The organism is Streptomyces sp. cmx-4-9 (genome assembly GCF_046548835.1).
In the GTDB taxonomy this organism is placed as follows: domain Bacteria; phylum Actinomycetota; class Actinomycetes; order Streptomycetales; family Streptomycetaceae; genus Streptomyces.
This window is the reverse complement of the sequence record NZ_JAEBEE010000005.1, coordinates 204,225-219,009: the sequence shown is the minus strand read 5'-3', so window position 1 is coordinate 219,009 and position 14,785 is coordinate 204,225. Positions and strand designations below refer to the sequence as shown.

Here is a 14,785-nt window from a genome sequence, read left to right as displayed (position 1 = left end):
GCGCTCCCCGCGCCTGCCGGGGCCGGATCAGGTGTCCCGGCCGGCCGGCGGGCGGCGCTTGCGGGCCATCCTGCGGGCGACGAAGGTGCGCGGCAGGTGGCGGGCTGCGAGGGCGTACGCCCGGTAGCGCAGGCCGGTGACGCTGACCGGGCGGCGCAGCGCGAGGTCGCGCAGTGCCCGGTCCACGACGGCCTCCGGTTCCAGCCAGACCGCGTCGCGCAGGGCGCTGGTGTCCATCCCGGCCCGTTCCTGGAACTCGGTGCGGGTGAAGCCGGGCACCACCGCCAGCACCCGGACCCCGTACGGCTCCATGTCCACGCGCAGGGACTCGCTGAAGGCGGTCACCCAGGCCTTGGCGGCCCCGTAGGTACCGGTGGGCAGCAGCCCGGCCACCGAGGAGACGTTGAGCACCGCGCCTCGGCGGCGGGCGCGCAGGCCGGGCAGTACCGCGTGGGTGAGCCGCAGCGGCACCTTGACCAGCAGGTCGAGCATCCGCTCCTCGTCCTCGAACGGGCTGTACGGGAAGGGCGCGGGCAGGCCGAAACCGGCGTTGTTCACCAGGACGTCCACCGGCCGGGCCGGGTCGGCGAGCCGCTCGGCGACGGCCTCGCGGTCCGCTGCGTCGAGGAGGTCCGCGGGCAGCACCTCGCAGGCCGTTCCGTACTCCCGGCCGAGCGCCGCGGCGACGGAGGCGAGCCGGTCCTTGTCGCGGGCCACCAGGACCAGGCTGCAGCCCTTGGCCGCGAACGCGCGGGCGAAGGCGGCGCCGAGCCCGGCGCTGGCCCCGGTGATCAGAACGGTGGTCAAGAGGGGGTCACTTCCTCGTACTCGGTGTGCATCGTGCGCGTCACGGGGTGAAGGCGGTGGTGGTCGGGGAGGCGTAGGCCTGGGCCACGTCCACCAGGAAGCGGGCCTCGTCGTCCAGGCCGCTGCCCTCGGCCGTGGTCTGGACGGCGGCCGGCAGGGTCAGGTCCGCCGCCTTGCCGGGCGCCCCCGGGTGCCCGGCGAGCTTGACCCGGCGAGCCTCCTTCAGTACGCAGGCCAGCGCGGCGGCGGTCCGCCGCTGCTCGGGGACCCCCTCGCCGGTGACGTGTCCGCGGGCCAGCTCCTGGACGCCCGGGGCGACGTACTCGCCCAGGATCAGGATGGCGTCGCGGGTCTCGATGACCTTGCGGTACACCAGCAGGTTGCGCGGGACCGGCGGCCACAGCAGCTCCGCGACCCGGCCGGTGCGCGGTGCGTTGAGGGCCACGTGCGGTACGGCCTGGACCAGGTCGCGCCACAGCGGCCAGATCCGCCACGCGGTGGCGACGTCGGTGGTGGTGCGGCGCAGGGTGAACAGGGTCGGCACCAGGATCGCGGCCCCGCGCAGCAGCCCGTGCAGGTTCATCAGCAGGGGCAGCGCGGGCATCGCCCAGGTGCTGCCGAAGAGGGCTTTGAGCAGGTAGGCGCACCAGAACAGGCCTGCCAGCGCGGTGCCGAGCCCGAACAGCCGCAGTCCGGCGGCCAGGCCCCGGCTCCCGGTGCGGCGGCTGTAGCGCCAGCACAGGGCCACGCAGACGGTGTTGGCGGTGACGTGCGCGGAGATCAGGACGAGCCAGTACGCGAGGGAGGGCACCGGGTCGCCGGCCGGCGGCATGGTGTGCGTGCCGTGCGCGGGCGCGGCCGCGTCCAGGGCCACGAGGGCCGTCAGCCAGGCCAGGGTGGCGGTCCAGGAGGCGAGTTGGAGTCCGCGGCCGCGGGTGGCCGCTGCCACGAAGTAGAGCACGGCGCCCGCGGAGAGGACCCCGATCAGGTTGCGGACGAGGCCGACGGCGTGCGAGTGGTGCGGGTCGCGCATCGCGTAGGTGACGACGGCGGGGAGGTTCAGGGTCATCGCGGCCGCAGCGGTGGCCACGGCGAGCCACAGCCCGCGCTGGTTGGGGGCCCGCAGGGCGGCGGGGGCGCGGAGCAGCACCGCGATCCACAGGCCCACGACGCTCGGGACGGCGAGCCAGTCCCCCCAGGCAGTCAGGTCAGCCGCCATGGCCCCTCCGTCCGGTGCCGTCCGGCAGCTCTCGGTGGTCTTGGGGCACGCGGGGCTCCTGGCGGCCGTGCCCCTCGTAGCCCATCGCGGACTCCAGGCGGGCCAGGGTGCCGCCGGAGCGGACGGCCGGGGCCGGGGCCCCCTGGGCCATCCGGATGCGGATCATGCTGGCGAGCATCTCCGCCTCCCGCTCCTGCCGGGTGGTGTAGTTGGTGCGGCCGAGGACGACCGGCGCGCTGCCGCCGCTCTCCTCGCCCTCCACGGAGTGGTGGCCGAAGAGGATGTGGCCGAGTTCGTGGAGGACGATGTGCTCGCGGTGCAGCGGCGTGGTCTGCGCCTCGTAGAAGACGTAGTCCGTGCTGTCGGTGCCCACCCACAGGCCGCAGACGCCGGACTCCGCCGCCTCCTTCGGGAGCGGGTGGAGCCGGAGGGGGCGGCCGCGCTGCCCGGCGATGTGCCGGCACAGCCCGTCGAGGGAGAAGGGTTGCGCCAGATCCAGATGGCCGAGAATGCGCTCGCACCTCTTGCGCAGGCTCAGGTGCGGGTGGGGCAGGTGCGGGTGGGGCATGCGATCCCTCTTCGGACCCTTCCTCGGGCAGCGTCGGTAGGCGTGCGTGGTCGGGGGCATGACGTCCTGTGCCTCCAAGACGGCCTCGGGAGAACGGTCCTGAGGGGACATGCGGAAGCCCGTTCGCCGAAGGACGAACGGGCGTTCCATCATGCCTACAGATCTTGTACCGGAGTTGGCAAGGCGCTCCCCCGGCCGGCGGACCTATTCGGCCACGTCAGCGGCAGCCGCCACGAGCCGGGTGGTCCGGAAGCCGCCCCCGCGCCCCCGGTACCGGGGGCGCGGGACAGGCGGGGTCCCGGAGGGCGGGCTAGCGCTTGCGGCCCTGTGCCCCGGGGCCGGTGAGGCCGGCGCGGCGCAGGGCGTCGGCCATCGCGCTGTTGCCCGGGGCGGGCGCCGAGCCGCCGCCCTGGCGCTGGCCCTGACTGCGCTGGCCGCCCTGGCCCTGACCCTGGCCGCGCTGACCGCCCTGACCCTGGACGCCCTGGCCCTGGCCTTGGCCGCGCTGACCGCCCTGGCCGCGCTGCTGCGGCGGGCGGCCGCCCCCGCGGCGTTCCTGCCGCCCTTCGCGCTGCCCCGGCGCTGCCGCGCCGCGCTCCGCCGCGGCCTCGTCCTCCAGCCGCAGGGTCAGCGAGATCCGCTTGCGCGGGATGTCCACGTCCATGACCTTCACCCGGACAATGTCCCCGGGCTTGACCACGTCGCGGGGGTCCTTGACGAAGTTCTTCGACAGCGCCGACACGTGGGCCAGGCCGTCCTGGTGGACACCGATGTCGATGAACGCGCCGAAGGCGGCCACATTGGTGACCACGCCCTCCAGGACCATGCCCGGGGCGAGGTCGCCGATCTTCTCCACGCCCTCCTTGAAGGTGGCCGTCTTGAAGGCGGGGCGGGGGTCGCGGCCCGGCTTCTCCAGTTCGCGCAGGATGTCCGTGACGGTCGGCAGCCCGAAGGCCTCGGTGACGAACTGCTCGGGGCGCAGCGAGCGCAGCACCGAGGTGTTGCCGATCAGCGCCGCCACCTCGCCGCCCGCGGTCTTGCCCATGGCCCGCACCACCGGGTAGGCCTCCGGGTGCACGGCGGAGGAGTCCAGCGGGTCGTCGCCGCCGCGGATCCGCAGGAAGCCCGCGCACTGCTCGTACGCCTTGGGGCCGAGCCGGGCCACGTCCTTGAGGCCCTTGCGGCTGCGGAAGGGCCCGTTGCTGTCGCGGTGGGCCACGATGTTCTCGGCGAGGCCGCCGCTGATGCCGGACACCCGGGAGAGCAGCGGCGCGGAGGCGGTGTTGACGTCCACGCCGACGCCGTTCACGCAGTCCTCGACCACGGCGTCCAGGGAGCGGGACAGCTTCACCTCGGAGAGGTCGTGCTGGTACTGCCCCACGCCGATGGACTTCGGGTCGATCTTGACCAGTTCCGCGAGCGGGTCCTGGAGGCGCCGGGCGATGGACACGGCGCCACGCAACGACACGTCCAAGTCGGGGAGTTCCTGCGAGGCGAAGGCAGAGGCGGAGTACACGGAGGCGCCGGCCTCCGAGACCATCACCTTGGTCAGCTTCAGCTCCGGGTGCCGGGTGATCAGGTCCCCGGCGAGCTTGTCGGTCTCGCGGGAGGCCGTGCCGTTGCCGATGGCGACCAGCTCGACCGCGTGCTCCTTCGCGAGGCGGGCCAGCTTGGCGAGGGACTCGTCCCACCGGTTGGCGGGGACGTGCGGGTGGATGACGTCGGTGGCCACCACCTTGCCGGTCGCGTCCACGACGGCCACCTTGACGCCGGTGCGGAAGCCCGGGTCCAGGCCGAGGGTGGCGCGCGTCCCGGCGGGCGCCGCGAGGAGCAGGTCGCGCAGGTTCGCGGCGAAGACCCGGACGGCCTCGTCCTCGGCGGCGGCGCGCAGCCGGGTCCGCAGGTCGATGCCGAGATGCACCTGGATCTTGGTGCGCCAGGCCCAGCGGACCGTGTCGGCCAGCCACTTGTCGCCCGGCCGGCCGCGGTCGGCCACGCCGAAGCGGCGGGCGACCATGCCCTCGTACGTGGACGGGCCGGGGGTCTCGGACGGCGGCTCCGGTTCCAGGGTGAGGTCGAGGACGTCCTCCTTCTCGCCGCGGAGCATGGCGAGGACGCGGTGCGAGGGCAGGGCGGTGAAGGGTTCGGCGAAGTCGAAGTAGTCGGCGAACTTGGCGCCCGCCTCCTCCTTGCCCTCGCGGACCTTGGCGGCGAGCCGGCCGCGGCCCCACATGCGTTCGCGCAGCTCGCCGATCAGGTCGGCGTCCTCGGCGAACCGCTCGGTGAGGATGGCGCGGGCGCCGTCCAGGGCCGCGGCGGGGTCGGCGACGCCCTTGTCCGCGTCCACGAAGGCGGCCGCGGCCGCGGCCGGTTCCGCCGACGGGTCGGCGAGCAGGCGCTCGGCGAGCGGTTCGAGGCCCGCCTCCCGGGCGATCTGGGCCTTGGTGCGGCGCTTGGGCTTGAAGGGCAGGTAGATGTCCTCCAGCCGGGCCTTGGTGTCGGCCGCGTTGATCCGCGCCTCCAGCTCGGCGTCGAGCTTGCCCTGCTCCCGTACGGAGTCCAGGACGGCTGCGCGCCGGTCCTCCAGTTCCCGCAGGTACCGCAGCCGCTCTTCGAGGGTGCGCAGCTGGGCGTCGTCGAGCATCTCGGTCGCTTCCTTGCGGTAGCGCGCGATGAACGGCACGGTGGAGCCGCCGTCGAGCAGCTCGACGGCGGCCTTGACCTGCCGTTCCCGTACGCCGAGCTCCTCGGCGATCCTGCCTTCGATGGACGTCGTCACGATCGGGTCCCGCCTGCCTTCGTTTGCACTGGAAGGCTGCCAATTGTGGCAGGTGGCGGCGGCGGACGGCGGGACCCCGCCGGTTGTCGCACCGGCCGGCCGGTCAGGCCGTGCCGAAGAGGTCGCGGGGGAACGCTCCGCCGGCGACGGCCCGCAGGACGAAACCGCCGCCGAGTTCGTGGAGCCGGGCCGGCCCCGGTGCGCCGGAGTGCCCGTAGGGGTCGGCGTCGAGCAGGTCGGCGGCGGTGTCCAGCCGGCTCTGGCCCCAGCCGTGGATGGGCTTGATCCACTGGGCGGTCATGCCCTGCCCCGGTCGTCGTCGGGTACGGGTTCCGGCCGTTTTCCGGCCGTCGGCCCGGACGAAAGGGCCTCTCCGCGGCCGGTGCGGGGCTCCCGTGACGGCCGAATGGCGATCATGTGACAGCAGGGGCCGTAGACATGGCCTGGGGCGCCGAGGGTGAATACCGTCGAGTCACGCGTCATCGAACAGAGCAGTCTCCTCTACCCCTTTGGAGCCCTTCGTGCACCGCAAAGTCATCGCCCCGAGCGTGCTCGCCGCCTCCCTCCTGCTGGTGATCCCGGCGTCGGCGGCGAGCTACGGTCCCGGCGCCCCGGGTATCGGCGACCCCTACTACCCGGCCAGCGGCAACGGCGGATACGACGTGTCCCACTACGACCTGCGCCTGCAGTACCAGCCGAAGACCGACCTGCTCGAAGGCACCGCCACCCTGCTGGCCACCGCCACGCAGGACCTGTCGCGCTTCAACCTCGACTTCGGCCTCCAGGTCAGCGAGGTCCGCGTCAACGGCGCCAAGGCGAAGTTCGCCGCCTCCGGCGCGCAGGAGCTGGAGGTCACCCCGGCCAAGCCGCTGGCCCGCAACACGCCGGTCACCGTCGTCGTCAAGTACGCGGGCAAGCCCTCGGAGTTCAAGGTCGACGGCTGGACGGCCTGGGCGCGCACCCCGGACGGGGCCGTCGCCGCGCAGGAGCCGGACTCGGCCGCCTGGTGGTTCCCGAGCAACGACCACCCGCTGGACAAGGCCACCTTCGACGTCTCCGTGAACGTCCCGGACGGCACTCAGGCGATCAGCAACGGCGTGCTCCAGTCGCAGACTTCGAAGCTCGGCTGGACCCGCTTCAACTGGCGCTCCAACAAGCCGCAGGCCACCTACCTGGCCACCCTCGCCGTCGGCAAGTTCGATATCACCACCGACAAGACGGCCAGCGGCCTCCCAGTCCTCAACGCGTACAGCAAGGACCTCGGCGACAACGCGGGGGCGGCGCGCGCGAGCGTGGAGCGGACCACGGAGGTCGCGGAGTGGCTGGAGGGGGTCTTCGGCCCGTACCCCTTCAACGCGCTCGGCGGCTACGTCCCCAACGTCACGAGCGGCTTCGCCCTGGAGACGCAGACCCGGCCGTTCTACAGCCCGCGCCAGTTCGCAAGCGGTGCGAACGTCTCGGTGGTCGTGCACGAGCTGGCCCACCAGTGGTACGGCGACAGCGTGTCCGTGGAGAACTGGAAGGACATCTGGATCAACGAGGGCTTCGCCCGCTACAGCCAGTGGCTGTGGTCGGAGAAGGAGGGCGAGGGCACCGCGCAGGAGCTGGCCGACTGGGCCTACGCCTCCCGCCCGGCCGAGGACCCGTTCTGGCAGGTCAAGCCCGGTGACCCGGGTCCGGAGAACCAGTTCCACGGGGCCGTGTACGACCGCGGGGCGATCGCCCTGCAGGCGCTGCGCAACGAGGTCGGCGACGAGAAGTTCTTCCAGATCCTCAAGGGCTGGCCGACCGAGCGCGCCGGCGGCAACGCCAAGGTCGGCGACTTCATCCGGTACGCGGAGAAGGTCTCGCGCAAGCCGCTGGCCCAGCTGTTCGAAACCTGGCTGTACACGCCGGGCAAGCCGGCCGCCTCCGCCCTGAACCCTGCATCGCAGCAGTCGAAGGCCCGCTCGCTCCCGGCCTCCCCGGCCGCGCCGGCGGCCGGACCGGTGGAGCCGAAGTCCTGGAAGAAGATCGCTGCGACGAACACGGTCCACGACAGCGGCCACGGCGAGCACTGATCCGGCCGGGCCGGCACGGCACGGTCCGCCGGAGACGGCTCAGCGGGCGGCGCGCCACCGGGCCCGCGCCGCCCGCGCCACCGGCAGGTAACGCAGCCGCTCGGGCAGCAGCGGTACCAGGAGGCGTACGGCCGTGCTGAACCGCCGGAGCCGGCGCTCCTGGGCCGCGGTCCACTCCAGCCCGATCGCGGCGCGGGCCTGCGGCGGCATGTACCCGACGGTGACGAAGGCCCGCAGGTGCAGGAAGGCCCGGCGCAGCAGGGGCCAGGTGAGTCTCAGCAGGAACCGCACCGGGGCCGTGCCGCCCTCGGGGCGCGGCAGCGGGACGTCGGTGGCGACGAGTTCCCGGGCGACCGCGGTGGGTTCGATCTCCTCGGCCAGCATGCGGGCCCAGTAGACCCAGAACTCCTCGATGGTCTGCGGCATGTCCCGGTCGCGGATGCCGAGGATCCGGCCGACCTGGAGCCACTCCCGGTAGAGCTGCTGCTCCTGGGCGGGGGTGAAGCGGCGCAGCAGGTAGCGGCCCGCGTACAGGTAGACGGGGAAGCCGGTGGCGTGCACCCAGCCGTAGCAGGCGGGGTCCAGGGAGTGGTAGCGCCGCCCGCGGGTGTCGGTGCCCTGGATCTCCCGGTGCAGCCGGCGGACCCGGCGGCCCTCCTCGGCGGCCTCGGCGCCTCCGTACACCCACAGCTGGACCGAGCGCAGGGACCGCTCCCCGCGACCCCAGGGGTCGGTGCGGAACACGGAGTGCTCGTCGACCCCGGCCCCGATCGCGGGGTGGGCGACCTGCATGGTGAAGGCGGCGGGCAGCATCAGCAGGGCGCGCACATCGCCGGCGATGGTCCACAGCACCCCGCCGGGCGGCGGCGGCTCGGGGTCGGCGCGGGGCGCTGCCGCAGGTCCGGCGGGGAGTGCGGGGTCCGTCTTCGTCATGGGACAAGTATGCGAGCACCGGACGGCCGTCTCACGGACAGAAAGTCGCTGCACGGGTGTTACCCAGAGGTAACTCCTGCTGCTTGTATGACGGCGTCGCTCTCCCCCGTAGGAATGACGGAGACCCCCATGCTGCTTTCCTCGTCCCGCACGCGCCGCGCCGCCGCCACGGCCGTCGCGGCAGTCGCCGTCGGCGCCCTGGCCGCCACCACCGCGCCCGCAGCCTCGGCGGCGCCCACCGCCGCCGGCGCGTCGGCCGCCGCCCCGCGGCTCAGCGTCCTGTCGTACAACGTGTTCCTGATGAGCAAGAGCCTCTATCCGAACTGGGGCCAGGACCACCGCGCCGCCGCGATCCCCCGGGCGTCCTTCTACCAGGGCCACGACGTGGTGGTGCTCCAGGAGGCCTTCGACAACTCCGCGTCGGACGCCCTGAAGGCCGGCTCGGCCGCCCAGTACCCGTACCAGACCCCGGTCGTCGGCCGCGGCAAGAGCGGCTGGGACGCCACCGGCGGCGCGTACTCCTCCACCACCCCGGAGGACGGCGGCGTCACGATCCTCAGCAAGTGGCCGATCGTCCGCAAGGAGCAGGTGGTCTACAAGGACGCCTGCGGCGCCGACTGGTGGTCCAACAAGGGCTTCGCCTACGTCGTGCTGAACGTGAACGGCGCCAGGGTGCACGTGGTGGGCACCCATGCGCAGTCCACGGACCCCGGCTGCGGTGCGGGCGAGGCAGCCGAGATGCGCGCCCGCCAGTTCCGGGCCATCGACGGGTTCCTCGACGGGAAGAACATCCCGGCGGACGAACAGGTGATCGTGGCGGGCGACATGAACGTCGACTCGCACACCCCCGAACTCGCGAGCATGCTCGCCAACGCCGACCTGGCGGGTTCCGACACGCGCACCGGCCACCCGTACTCCTTCGACACGGCGCTGAACTCGATCGCGAAGTACCGCTACCCCACCGACCCACGCGAGGACCTGGACTACGTGCTCTACCGCAAGGGCAACGCGCGCCCGGCCGGCTGGGAGAACCACGTGGTCAAGGAGGAGTCCGCGCCCTGGACGGTCTCCAGCTGGGGCACCTCGTACACGTACGCGAACCTCTCGGACCACTACCCTGTCAGGGGATACGTGGCCCAGTAGTTGGGTTCCAGCGGATCAGGTGGCCCGACGCGGAGCTGGCTTCCGCCTGACGTGCATCCGGAGGGTCTCCGCCCGCCGGATGAGCGAGGCCAGGATGGTGCGCTTCGACAACACCCTCTGGCTCGCCCCGATGAGCAACCTGTTCGCCACCCTCGACCGCGTCGACGCCGAGGAGATCGCCGCGCTGCGCGCCCCGGAGCGGGACCCGGCGCAGCTCGGCGAGACCCGCGGACTGGGCCGCCCGCGGCTGGGCCCCGGACGACGCCCGGCACCGGGACACGACCGCCGCGTTCGAGCAGGGCGACGCGGCGCACTGGCGGTACGTTGGACTGGGCACCGTCGAGCAGGCGGCCAGCTGGCTGCCCGCCTCACCGGCGAGCCGACCCTTTCCGGCCCCTCACTGCAGCCCAGCTCCACCACATCGAGCACATCGCCATCGGCTGCGCCGACCGCTCCGATTCCCTCGCCGCGGGCGCCGGCCGCGACCCCGAGGCCCGATGTACAGGCGTGTGCGGCCGGGTCCTGTCGGTGGCCGACACCGCGGCCGTGGCGTAAGGCGCATCATTCAGGAGGCCTTGGATCTGACCTACCAGCTTCCGGAGCCGGCCATCGACCGGCCGTGTCGGAGCGGAGGCCGCATCGAAGGGTACGGCGGGACCGGCACCGACCCGGTCGCGCAGTGCACGGACTGCTCAGCAATCTGGACAGAGCGGGGTATAAGCGCTGCGCAGCAGACTCGCTAGGGAGGAATCAGGGTGGCATGCTCCAGCACACCTAGCGGAGGAGCCGCCCCGTGAATCCTGTTGAGCAAGTCGCCGTGGACCTTGCGATCCGCTACGAGCGGGCGCAGGGCCGAACGGTGACCTACGTCGGAGATGGCTGGCCTCCCGGGTTGGGCGGGGAAGTCATGGAGTGGGGGCGCCGTCGGGGCTGTGCCGGAGTTCGCCCCACGTGCGACCTCGTGTCACGCGCGGGAGACGGCAGCATCGTCCGGCTGATCGAGGTGAAAGGGCGTGGGGACCGAACCTCCGTAGACCTGGTCGACCGGCAGCGGAACGCAATGCTCGACTACGGGGGCGCCTGGTGGCTTTACGTCGCCGTGAACTGCGAGAGCAAGCCCGAGCTATTCCTCGTCGAGGATCCCGGGCGTCTGCCCTGGGAGCTGGTTACGCCACCTGCCGTCATTCCCGAGGGCGCATACCGGCCGGTGCGCGCCGAGGGCCGCTGGCACGCATCGCACGACACTGTCAGGGCTCTCGGCAAGCGGGTACGGCCGTAGGAGCAGACGCGCCCACCCCGAGCCGAAATCCGGCCACGCACTGGGTGTTCCACCGGCCACCCCGGGCATAGTGCGATCGCATTACCTGGAGGGGAACGTGCCGCCTCCCACGTTGCACCCGCTGGCGCGCACTACTGGAGAGCCTCGCCGCTACGTCCCCCTGCTGCAGGGCTCTTATGCGCTTTGCACCCAGGCCGGGAATCGCACGTCACAGGAACGTCACAGCTACCTCACACCGCCCACACATCGGACAGGATGGCCGGATGCGCACACACCACGCCCTCGCCGCCCTCACTACGGCCGCCGTCCTGGCCCTCACCGCCTGCGGCCCTGCCGACATCAAGACCACGCCTGACAGCACAGCCGCCGCCGCGTCGACGCCCAGCGCTCCCGCAGCCAGCAGCTCCGCGCCCGCGCAGCAGACCGCCACCGTCGGCAGCACGCTCACCCTCAAGGGCAACGAGGACGGCGAGCAGATCGCTGTCACGGTGAAGAAGTGGGCCGACCCCGCCCTCCCCAAGAACGAATTCGGGAAGCCCCAGGACGGCAATCGGTACGTCGCTGCGCAGCTGGAACTCGTCAACTCCGGGACTGCTCCCTACGATGACAGCCCCTCCAATGGCGCGAAGGTCGCCGATGAGCAGGGCCAGCAGTTCACCTCGACCATCACCATGGGTATCACGGCTGGGCCCGAACTTCCCGGCGGGGTGAAGATCGCCCCGGGCGGCAAGGCCCTCGGCTACATCGTGTTCGAGGTACCGAAGGATTCGAAAATCACACTGCTGCACTTCGGCCTGAACAGTGGCTTCGCCGAACAGACGGGGCAGTGGACCATCCAGTAGGTCCACTGGGGTCCACCCACACGACCGCTTTCGCACCCGGTGGCAGAACCGGCGCTCGTGCTCCATCCTCGTCGCAAGTCCAGTGTGTCCGGACGCAGAAGCCCCGCCATCGTGCGGGGCTTTCGCGCGTCACAGACCGGTTACGGCCACCTCCCCAAGGCGCCAGCCCCGTCAGCATGGCGCGATAAACCGACCCACGCCGCCGTTGCTGGCGCGACCGCCACACTCATCGCCCTCACCGCATGCGGAGTCGGTGACCCTGCCGACGGCATCGAAGCCACGATCATGTGCGAGAAGTTCGTCCAGCAACGAGTGACGCAATGGGGTGACATCGCCGTCCTCCGGCAGGGATGACGCGCCGCAACGGGCCGGCGGATGGCGGCGGATGGCGGCGCCAGCCACCTACGTCCGGACGAGCCGCGGCTGTTGCAACAGCGGCTCACCTTGAACACCATTCGACCCACCCGCGGGGCAGGGCAAACGGTGCACTTGGCACCCCACATACGGCGCGCGACAACACCCCGACAAGGCGTTGTCATTCCCACGTAGCGTCGTACCCCTTTTGGCAGCGGTTCCTAGCGGACCACTATCCGCTGATCGGTCGCTGACCGGCCCCCGCCCCCGACCGGCAGCCCTCCTGATGCGCCCCGGCCCCGTCCGGCCGGGCCGCCCGCGGCGGTCGCGCCTCAGGAGGGGATGGACAGCGACCATCCGACGATGTCGGCGAGGCGCCCGCGCCAGAGGCCGTAGTGCATCGTCTGGTTCGGCGCCCCGGTCAGGAAGGTGGCGTCCCGCAGGTGCACCCACCGCGGCAGCGGGTCGGTGTCGTACTCCGCCAGCTGCTCGTCGAGCACCTGGTTGATCAGCCTCGGCAGGCTCGCCAAGGACTCGGCGCCCGCGCCGGGCAGGCCGCTCAGCGCAGCCTCCCACTCCAGTGCGTAGGCGCTGCGGCTGATCACCTGCCCGTAGATCACCCCGCCGGGGATGTTCAGTGAGACGCCGAAGTGCGACCGGTTCTCCTCGTCCTTGTTGACCAGGTTGATCAGCATCCGCAGCTCCAGGTCCAGGAGCGGCTCCACCATCTCCGGAGACCGCAGCCTGGGCTGCTCACCTGCACTGGCTCGGGACTCGTCGGCCATCGGGCACCCTCTCGGCGGGGGCCGGCCGGCGGGGCCGCCCCAGGACTGGAACAGTAGCTCCCTGCTCCAGTGCCCGCAGCGGCCACGCGCATGCCGGACGGCCGTCGGCCTGTTGCCCGGGGTCCGCGCTCTACGGCGCGGAAGGCCCGTACGGCTCCTCGTAGAGCTCCTCGATCACGGGGCCGTACTTGTCCCGGACCACCCGGCGGCGCAGCTTCAGGGAAGGGGTGAGCTCCCCGGTCTCCGGGCCCCACTCCTCGGTCAGCAGCCGGTACCGCTTGATCTGCTCGGTGCGGTTGAGCCGGGCGTTGGCGGCCTCGACCGCGCGGGCCACCTCCTCGCGGACGGCGGGGTGAGCGGCGAGTCCGCCCGGCGGGGCGGTGTCGATCCCGCGGGCCGCGGCCCAGGCCGGCGCCATCTCCGCGTCGAGGACCAGCAGGGCGACGAGGTAGGAGCGGCCGTCGCCGTGGACCAGGGCCTGGCCGATCAGGGGGTGCTCCTTGACGGTGTTCTCCACCAGGGCCGGGGAGACGTTCTTCCCGTTCGAGGTGATGATCAGTTCCTTCTTGCGGTCGGTCAGCCAGAGGTACCCGTCCTCGTCGAGGCGGCCGATGTCCCCGGTCGGGAACCAGCCGTCGGCGTCGGTGGCGCTCTCCACGGAGCCGTCGGGCCTCAGGTAGCCGCCGAAGACGGTCGCCCCGCGGGTCAGGATCTCCCCGTCGGCGGCGAGCTTCAGCTCCAGCCCTTCGATGGGGCGGCCGACCGAGCCGAGCCGGAATCCGTCCGGGCTGTTGACCGTGCACACCCCCGAGGTCTCGGTGAGCCCCCACGCGTCCATGATGGTGATCCCCCAGCCCGCCCAGAAGCGCACCACGTCGACGGGCATGGGCGCGGTGGCGCTCGCCGTCCACACCAGCCGGTCCAGCCCGGCGAGGGCCAGCAGCGGGTCCAGCACCTGCCCCTTGGCGCGGGCGTACGAGGTCTCCAGCGCGGCCGGGACCTCCTCGCCGCGCTCCAGGTGGGCGGCGCGGGCCCGGGCCAGGTCGTTCGCGGCACCGATGGCGGCCTGCTGGTCCTCGGGCAGCCGGGCCAGCACGGCCCGCACGGAGGCGGCCAGCTTCTCCCACACCCGGGGCACGCCGAAGAACTGGACGGGGTGCAGCTCCCGGACCGCGGCGGACACGGCGGTCGGGTCGGCGCACAGCCGGACGTGGGCGGCCCGCAGGAGGGGGAGGTAGATGCCGAGGATGCGCTCGGCGACGTGCGCGAAGGGCAGGTAGCACAGGTGCTCGGCGTGCTCGGGCAGATCGGTGCGGCGGTCCAGTCGGACGGACTGGAGCAGGATGTTGCGGTGGGTGAGCCGGACCCCCTTGGGGTCCCCGGTGGTGCCGGAGGTGTAGACGACGGTCAGCGGGTCCTCGGGGGCGGTCTCCTGCCAGGCCTTCTCGAAGGCGTCGGCGCGGTGTGCGCGGGCCCCGCCGGCGTACAGGGAGCCGTAGCTGAGGTGGCGGCCCGCGGCCGGGGCGTCCGCGACGACCAGCCGCTCCAGCGGGACCCCTTCGTCCGCGAGGAGCGGCTCCCAGAGCGCGAGTTCGCGGGCGCCCTCGACGACGGCGACCCGGGCCCGGCTGTGCCGGGCTATGTGGGCGGTCTGCTCGGCTGCGGAGGTCCCGTAGACGGTCACGGGGACGGCTCCGATGTGGACCAGGGCGAGGTCGCTGAGCCAGTGCTCGGGGCGGTTGCCCATCATCAGCAGCACGTGCTCGCCGCGCTCGACGCCGAGGGCGGTGTAGCCGGAGGCCAGGACGGACACCTGGCGGCGGACCTCGGTCCAGCTGAGGGTGGTCCAGTGGGCCGCTGCGGGGCCGGAGCGCCACGACAGGGCGGGCAGGTCCCCGTACTCGGCGGCGTTGCGGGCCAGCAGGGCGGGGAGGGTGAGCTCTTCGGGTCGTCCGGGCAGTCGCAGGTTCGTGGTCATGGGCAGCTCCTGGCCGTTTCACATCGTTGGTGCGACAG

The 14,785-nt window shown here is 72.5% G+C and carries 12 protein-coding genes; 4 read left to right on the top strand and 8 right to left on the bottom strand.

Annotated features, from left to right (window positions below; all coding sequences use genetic code 11):
• Positions 1 to 27: 27 nt before the first annotated feature.
• From ACLJTM_RS17355 to ACLJTM_RS17335, 5 genes are all read right to left on the bottom strand, one after another.
• The gene (locus ACLJTM_RS17355) at positions 28 to 807 is read right to left on the bottom strand and encodes an SDR family NAD(P)-dependent oxidoreductase (RefSeq protein WP_411104506.1); all 780 of its coding nucleotides are present in this window, start codon (positions 805 to 807) and stop codon (positions 28 to 30) included.
• A gap of 40 nt (positions 808 to 847) precedes the next feature.
• A complete protein-coding gene (locus ACLJTM_RS17350; RefSeq protein WP_411104505.1) occupies positions 848 to 2,026 on the bottom strand; it encodes an MAB_1171c family putative transporter in 1,179 nt (392 codons plus the stop codon).
• On the bottom strand, positions 2,016 to 2,594 hold the full coding sequence (locus tag ACLJTM_RS17345; protein ID WP_411104504.1) for a hypothetical protein: 579 nt from the start codon (positions 2,592 to 2,594) through the stop codon (positions 2,016 to 2,018). The genes ACLJTM_RS17350 and ACLJTM_RS17345 overlap by 11 nt, the downstream gene beginning before the upstream one ends.
• A 310-nt stretch (positions 2,595 to 2,904) precedes the next feature.
• A complete protein-coding gene (locus tag ACLJTM_RS17340; RefSeq protein ID WP_411104503.1) occupies positions 2,905 to 5,373 on the bottom strand; it encodes a Tex family protein in 2,469 nt (822 codons plus the stop codon).
• A gap of 103 nt (positions 5,374 to 5,476) precedes the next feature.
• Positions 5,477 to 5,674: a hypothetical protein gene (locus tag ACLJTM_RS17335; protein WP_411104502.1), complete on the bottom strand. Its 198-nt coding sequence runs from the start codon at positions 5,672 to 5,674 to the stop codon at positions 5,477 to 5,479.
• Positions 5,675 to 5,894: 220 nt separating this feature from the next.
• On the opposite strand from ACLJTM_RS17335, the gene ACLJTM_RS17330 reads away from it, so the two are divergent.
• A complete protein-coding gene (locus tag ACLJTM_RS17330) occupies positions 5,895 to 7,433 on the top strand; it encodes a M1 family metallopeptidase (protein ID WP_411104501.1) in 1,539 nt (512 codons plus the stop codon).
• Between the two features lie 39 nt (positions 7,434 to 7,472).
• Here ACLJTM_RS17330 and ACLJTM_RS17325 read toward each other — a convergent pair whose 3' ends face one another.
• The gene (locus ACLJTM_RS17325; protein WP_411104500.1) at positions 7,473 to 8,366 is read right to left on the bottom strand and encodes an oxygenase MpaB family protein; all 894 of its coding nucleotides are present in this window, start codon (positions 8,364 to 8,366) and stop codon (positions 7,473 to 7,475) included.
• 129 nt (positions 8,367 to 8,495) lie between these two features.
• Between ACLJTM_RS17325 and sph the strand changes: the two genes are divergently transcribed.
• From sph to ACLJTM_RS17310, 3 genes are all read left to right on the top strand, one after another.
• Positions 8,496 to 9,509, top strand: coding sequence for a sphingomyelin phosphodiesterase (gene sph, locus ACLJTM_RS17320; protein ID WP_411104499.1), 1,014 nt, complete (start codon positions 8,496 to 8,498; stop codon positions 9,507 to 9,509).
• A 793-nt stretch (positions 9,510 to 10,302) separates the two neighbouring features.
• The gene (locus ACLJTM_RS17315; RefSeq protein WP_411104498.1) at positions 10,303 to 10,788 is read left to right on the top strand and encodes a DUF3883 domain-containing protein; all 486 of its coding nucleotides are present in this window, start codon (positions 10,303 to 10,305) and stop codon (positions 10,786 to 10,788) included.
• Between the two features lie 263 nt (positions 10,789 to 11,051).
• Positions 11,052 to 11,630 carry a DUF4352 domain-containing protein gene (locus ACLJTM_RS17310; RefSeq protein ID WP_411104497.1) on the top strand — a complete coding sequence of 193 codons (579 nt, stop codon included), beginning with the start codon at positions 11,052 to 11,054 and terminating at the stop codon, positions 11,628 to 11,630.
• A gap of 686 nt (positions 11,631 to 12,316) precedes the next feature.
• Here ACLJTM_RS17310 and ACLJTM_RS17305 read toward each other — a convergent pair.
• Both ACLJTM_RS17305 and ACLJTM_RS17300 read right to left on the bottom strand, forming a co-directional pair.
• Complete coding sequence (locus tag ACLJTM_RS17305) at positions 12,317 to 12,712, bottom strand: hypothetical protein (RefSeq protein WP_411104496.1); 396 nt, start codon at positions 12,710 to 12,712, stop codon at positions 12,317 to 12,319.
• 187 nt (positions 12,713 to 12,899) lie between these two features.
• Positions 12,900 to 14,747, bottom strand: coding sequence for an AMP-dependent synthetase/ligase (locus ACLJTM_RS17300; RefSeq protein WP_411104495.1), 1,848 nt, complete (start codon positions 14,745 to 14,747; stop codon positions 12,900 to 12,902).
• Between the last annotated feature and the right edge of the window lie 38 nt (positions 14,748 to 14,785).

Excerpts from the sequence above, each read along its gene's own strand:
- ACLJTM_RS17350 (WP_411104505.1), bottom strand. The coding sequence starts at position 2,026 with ATGGCGGCTGACCTGACTGCCTGGGGGGACTGGCTCGCCGTCCCGAGC.
- ACLJTM_RS17345 (WP_411104504.1), bottom strand. The coding sequence starts at position 2,594 with ATGCCCCACCCGCACCTGCCCCACCCGCACCTGAGCCTGCGCAAGAGG.
- ACLJTM_RS17335 (WP_411104502.1), bottom strand. The coding sequence starts at position 5,674 with ATGACCGCCCAGTGGATCAAGCCCATCCACGGCTGGGGCCAGAGCCGG.
- ACLJTM_RS17325 (WP_411104500.1), bottom strand. The coding sequence starts at position 8,366 with ATGACGAAGACGGACCCCGCACTCCCCGCCGGACCTGCGGCAGCGCCC.
- sph (WP_411104499.1), top strand. The coding sequence starts at position 8,496 with ATGCTGCTTTCCTCGTCCCGCACGCGCCGCGCCGCCGCCACGGCCGTC.
- ACLJTM_RS17310 (WP_411104497.1), top strand. The coding sequence starts at position 11,052 with ATGCGCACACACCACGCCCTCGCCGCCCTCACTACGGCCGCCGTCCTG.
- ACLJTM_RS17305 (WP_411104496.1), bottom strand. The coding sequence starts at position 12,712 with ATGGTGGAGCCGCTCCTGGACCTGGAGCTGCGGATGCTGATCAACCTG.
- ACLJTM_RS17300 (WP_411104495.1), bottom strand. The coding sequence starts at position 14,747 with ATGACCACGAACCTGCGACTGCCCGGACGACCCGAAGAGCTCACCCTC.